Origin of the sequence: Pararhizobium sp. (genome assembly GCF_035497515.1) — a bacterium.
Classification (GTDB): Bacteria; Pseudomonadota; Alphaproteobacteria; order Rhizobiales; family Rhizobiaceae; genus Pararhizobium.
This window is the reverse complement of the sequence record NZ_DATJDJ010000186.1, coordinates 1-4,185: the sequence shown is the minus strand read 5'-3', so window position 1 is coordinate 4,185 and position 4,185 is coordinate 1. Positions and strand designations below refer to the sequence as shown.

The window sequence follows — 4,185 nt, the reverse complement described above, 5'->3', positions numbered from 1 at the left end:
AAACGTGCCGCGCATCATGACTTCATGGTTGCCACGGCGCGTGCCGTACTGGTTGAAGTCGGCAACCGCGACGCCGTTTTCGGTGAGGTAGGCACCAGCCGGAGAGGCAGCCTTGATCGAACCGGCCGGCGAAATGTGGTCGGTGGTGATCTTGTCGCCGAACAGGCCGAGGACGCGGGCGCCCTTGATGTTCTTCAGGCCCGAGCCGATCTTGCCCATGCCGACGAAATAAGGCGGGTTCTGCACATAGGTGGAGTTGTTGTCCCACGCGTAGGTGTCGCCTTCGGGGATCTGCACGGCCTGCCAGTTTTCGTCGCCCTTGAAGACGTCGGCATACTTGCTCTCGAACAATTCCCGGGTGACGTATTTCTGGATGAAGTCCTGCACTTCGGCGGAGCTCGGCCAGACGTCCTTGAGGAAGACCGGATTTCCATCGCTGCCAATGCCGAGCGGTTCCGTGGTCAGATCCTTCCGCACGGTGCCGGCCAGCGCATAGGCGACGACGAGCGGCGGCGAAGCGAGATAGTTGGCCTGGACATCAGGCGAGATACGGCCTTCGAAGTTACGGTTGCCGGAAAGAACGCCCGAAACGATGAGGCCCTTGTCGTTGATCGTCTTGGAGATCGGCGCCGGCAGCGGGCCGGAATTGCCGATGCAGGTGGTGCAGCCGAAGCCGACGAGGTTGAAACCGAGCGCGTCGAGCGAGGTCTGCAGGCCGGACTTGGCGAGATATTCGCCGACGACCTGCGATCCCGGTGCCAGCGACGTCTTCACCCAAGGCGCGGACTTCAGCCCCTTGGCAACGGCGTTGCGGGCGAGCAGGCCAGCGGCAATCAGCACCGACGGGTTGGAGGTGTTGGTGCAGGAGGTGATGGCGGCAATCGCCACGTCGCCGTGGCCGAGATCGAAGTCGGTGCCTTCGACCGCGTAGCGGTTGTCGAGCTGGCCCGGCTTCTTGTATTCGGTATCCATCGAACCGGCGAAACCGGAAGCGATGTTTTCGAGCGGAATACGGCCTTCCGGACGCTTCGGGCCGGCCATCGAGGGTACGACCTCGTTGAGGTCGAGTTCCAGCATGTCGGTGAAGACGAGGTCTGCACCGTCGCCATCGCGCCACATGCCCTGAGCCTTCGAATAGGCCTCGACGAGAGCGATGCGGTCGTGGGTACGACCGGACATGGTGAGATAGTTGATGGTTTCGCCATCAACCGGGAAGAAGCCGCAGGTCGCGCCGTATTCCGGGCCCATGTTGCCGATCGTCGCGCGGTCGGCGAGCGGCATGTTGTCCATGCCCGGGCCGAAGAATTCGACGAACTTGGAAACCACGCCCTTCTTGCGCAGCATCTGCACGACGGTGAGCACGAGGTCGGTGGCGGTGACGCCTTCCTTCAGCTTGCCGGTCAGCTTGAAGCCGATGACTTCAGGCAGCAGCATGGAGACCGGCTGGCCGAGCATCGAAGCTTCCGCTTCGATCCCGCCGACGCCCCAGCCGAGTACGCCCAGGCCGTTGATCATCGTGGTGTGCGAATCAGTGCCGACGCAGGTATCCGGATAAGCGATGGTTTCGCCGTCTTCCTCGCTGGTCCAGACCGTCTGGCCGAGATATTCGAGGTTGACCTGGTGACAGATGCCGGTGCCGGGGGGGACGACGCGGAAATTCTTGAAGGCCTGCTGGCCCCATTTCAGGAAGCGGTAACGCTCGCCATTGCGCTGGTATTCCAGCTCGACGTTGCGGGAAAAGGCCGTCGGTGTGCCGAATTCGTCGACGATGACCGAGTGGTCGATGACGAGGTCGACGGGAACGAGCGGGTTGATCTTTTCCGGATCGCCGCCGAGCGATTTGATGCCGTCGCGCATGGCCGCGAGATCGACGACAGCCGGAACGCCGGTGAAGTCCTGCATCAGCACGCGGGCCGGGCGATAGGCGATTTCAGCCTCGGTCAGGCCCTTGTTGTTGAGCCATGCGGCGACCGACAGGATCTGATCCTTGGTCACGGAGACGCCGTCTTCGAAGCGCAGCAGGTTCTCGAGCAGAACCTTCATCGAGTAGGGCAGCTTCGAGACGCCGGAAAGGCCGTTTGCTTCGGCTTTCGGCAGGCTGAAATAGACATAATCCTTGCCGTTGACCGAAAGCGTCGATCGACAATTAAAGCTGTCAAGGGATTTGGACACTGGATACCCCGTTCCGTTTGATCGCCAAAACTTGACGCACGAACGCCCGAAGCGCATGGGATGCGCGATATGGGATGCGGGTACGGTCATTTCCGCTGTCCGCACGTGGAAATCATTCCATGTTCGGCGCTAGGATGAAATTCACGCCGACCGCTGGCGTGTTGGGGCGGTTATAGATAATTTCTAAAGATCGTACCAGACCGGGCAGGCCCAATTTGAGACAATTTTTTTGCATTGCGATGAACGTCGTAAAAGGAATGTGAATGCCGATCAGTCTTGTCGTCGAAAGCCTCAGTGCAAAGCGCGGCGAGGACCTGATTTTCAACGATATTTCCATCCGTCTCGGGGCTGGGGAGGCGCTTGTCGTGACGGGTGCGAATGGCTCGGGGAAATCGACCCTGCTGCGTGTTCTGGCCGGGCTGCTGGCGGCGGAATCCGGCACGGTGCGGGTTTCAGGACCGATGGCGGAAACCGGCCATCCGCGCGAGGCTTGCCACTATCTCGGCCACCGCAACGCGATGAAGCGAGAGCTTACCGTCGCGGAAAATCTCTCCTTCTGGAAATCCTTCATGGGTGATTCGCCCGGCGGCACAGGAACGGGCATCGAGGAGGCGACGGAAGCGCTGGGCCTCGGCGGCATTTCGCACCTGCCGTTCGGTTATCTTTCCGCCGGCCAGCAACGCCGCATGGCGATGGCCAAGCTCCTGGTGGCCTTCCGCCCCCTCTGGTTGCTCGACGAACCGACGGCGGCGCTGGACGCCAATGCCGACCGGCTGTTCGCCGATCTGGTCAAGCGCCATCTTTCCACCGGCGGCATTGTCGTGGCGGCGACACATCAGCCGCTCGGGGTGGAGGCGCGGGAGTTGCGGATGACGGGGTTTGCTGGGGTGGGGGAGATGTCGGCGTTGCCGACAGAGGGGGGTAAAACTGTCCACGCGGAAGGAGCTCGATCATGATCTCCCTCTTTCTCCGCGACCTGAAACTCTCCGTGCGCGCCGGCGGTGGCGCGCTGATCGGCGTGCTGTTCTTCATGACCGTGGTCGCCGTCGTGCCCTTCGCCGTTGGGCCGGATCTCAATCTGCTGTCGCGGATCGGCCCGGCCATCCTGTGGATCGGCGCCCTGCTCGCCTCGCTGCTCGGTCTCGACCGGCTGTTCCAGGCCGAGCGGGAGGATGGGTCGCTGGATCTGATGCTGATGCAAGAGACGCCGCTGGTGCTGACGGTCCTCGTCAAATGCCTGGCCCACTGGACGGCGACGGGGCTGCCGCTGGTGATCGCCTCGCCGCTGCTCGGGTTGTTCATGAACATGAGCGAGGTCGCGATCGGCGCGACCGCGCTGACACTCTTGCTGGGTACGCCGGCGCTCACCCTGATGGGCGCGGCTGGGGCGGCGGTGGCGGTGACGCTGCCGCGTGGCGGGCTTTTGGTGTCGATCCTTGTCCTGCCGCTCACCATCCCCGTGCTGATCTTCGGCGTCAGCGCCGCCTATGCCGCCGTCGAGGACCCGGCCCCGTTCCTGCCGCCCGTGTTGATCCTGGTGGCCATCACCCTGTTTTTCGCCGTCGTCGGGCCGCTGGCCGCGGCCCTGGCACTCAGGGCCGCGTCGGACTGAGGATCGTCTAGTTCATCCCTTCCACGGTCTTACTCAGCGCGACAACCTCTTTTGCTGTGTTGGCGGCGGCTTGTGCCAGGCCTTTGTTCGCGACCGTGATCAGGTGCCGATTCTCTTTTTCGAGGGCTTCCAGTGATTTTTCTATATCGGTGACCTTTCGATAGGTGCGTCGTTTTTCGAGATAGGCGGCGAATGCTACATCAAGCTCGATGGCAGTCGATTTGGCCGAACGAATTTCATAACGCCCGACCTTGCCGAGTGGTGCGTCCCGCATGAAAATCAGCGCCTCACGCTCGCATGCGTCCCATTGCCGGAATATTCTGTTTCTTTCACTCTTGACGATATCGTAAGCCTTTATAATCGTAGCCTTGGATTGTTTGAGGGTGGTACTCAACCGGGCG

General features: G+C 61.9%; 4 protein-coding genes. 2 read left to right on the top strand and 2 right to left on the bottom strand.

The annotated features are described in order from the left end of the window. Window positions 1-2,172, bottom strand: a 2,172-nt coding sequence (acnA, locus tag VL202_RS20120) for an aconitate hydratase AcnA (protein ID WP_325465857.1), incomplete at its 3' end; no start/stop codon positions are given. Between the two features lie 263 nt (window positions 2,173-2,435). Here acnA and ccmA point away from each other — a divergent pair. Both ccmA and ccmB read left to right on the top strand, forming a co-directional pair. Next, window positions 2,436-3,128: a heme ABC exporter ATP-binding protein CcmA gene (gene ccmA, locus VL202_RS20115; protein WP_414692908.1), complete on the top strand. Its 693-nt coding sequence runs from the start codon at window positions 2,436-2,438 to the stop codon at window positions 3,126-3,128. Next, window positions 3,125-3,784 (top strand): heme exporter protein CcmB, encoded by a 660-nt coding sequence (ccmB, locus tag VL202_RS20110; protein ID WP_325465856.1) that lies wholly within the window; start codon window positions 3,125-3,127, stop codon window positions 3,782-3,784. The genes ccmA and ccmB overlap by 4 nt, the downstream gene beginning before the upstream one ends. Before the next feature lie 7 nt (window positions 3,785-3,791). Here ccmB and VL202_RS20105 read toward each other — a convergent pair. Further along, on the bottom strand, window positions 3,792-4,185 hold a 394-nt coding region (locus VL202_RS20105; protein ID WP_325465855.1), incomplete at its 5' end, for a hypothetical protein.

Coding starts and splice junctions, on each gene's coding strand:
- ccmA (WP_414692908.1), top strand. CDS start 2,436: ATGCCGATCAGTCTTGTCGTCGAAAGCCTCAGTGCAAAGCGCGGCGAG.
- ccmB (WP_325465856.1), top strand. CDS start 3,125: ATGATCTCCCTCTTTCTCCGCGACCTGAAACTCTCCGTGCGCGCCGGC.